Below are 634 nucleotides of genomic sequence, written 5' to 3' on the forward strand. Positions count from 1 at the left end.
GGTTCCGATCCGAACCGCTGAGGCCTTTGCTGCACGACGCATGATCGACCGGATTACGGACCGCTTCGGCATGACGCCGGACAAGCTGGTCGGCGATACGGGCTACGGCTCAGCGGAGATGCTGGGCTGGTTGGTGGAAGAGCGCGGCATCGCTCCGCACATCCCGGTGTGGGATAAATCTAAACGGACGGACGGCACGTTCTCGCGCGAAGACTTCGTCTACGACCCCACGACCGACAGCTACACATGCCCCGGCAATAAAGAGCTGCGAACATATCGGCGAAACTTCTCCAAACCGCGCAAGCCAAATGGCGGCAAAGGCGGTTTCATTAAATATCGTGCATCAAAGCACGACTGCGACGCATGCCCATTGAAAGCAAATTGCTGTCCAAATCAGCCAGCCCAGAACGTGCTTCGTTCCGTCCATGAAGCGGCTCGCGACGTCGCCCGCGATATCCGCAGGACCGATGCGTACATGACCTCGTTCATTCAGAGAAGGAAGGTTGAGATGCTCTTCGCACATCTGAAACGATACATAGGCGTGCCGACGATGCGGCTACGTGGACCCAAAGGCGCATATGAACAGTTTCAACTCGCAGCAACCGCCCAAAACCTTCGGAAACTCGCCAAGCTG

At 57.3% G+C, this 634-nt stretch carries 1 protein-coding gene; it reads left to right on the forward strand.

All coding sequences use genetic code 11. The features are described 5' to 3' along the window. Nucleotides 1–7 precede the first annotated feature (7 nt). On the forward strand, nucleotides 8–634 hold a 627-nt coding region (locus ACR0KW_RS24280), incomplete at its 3' end, for a transposase (protein ID WP_480807313.1).

The organism is Ruegeria sp. CG11, from assembly GCF_056537245.1.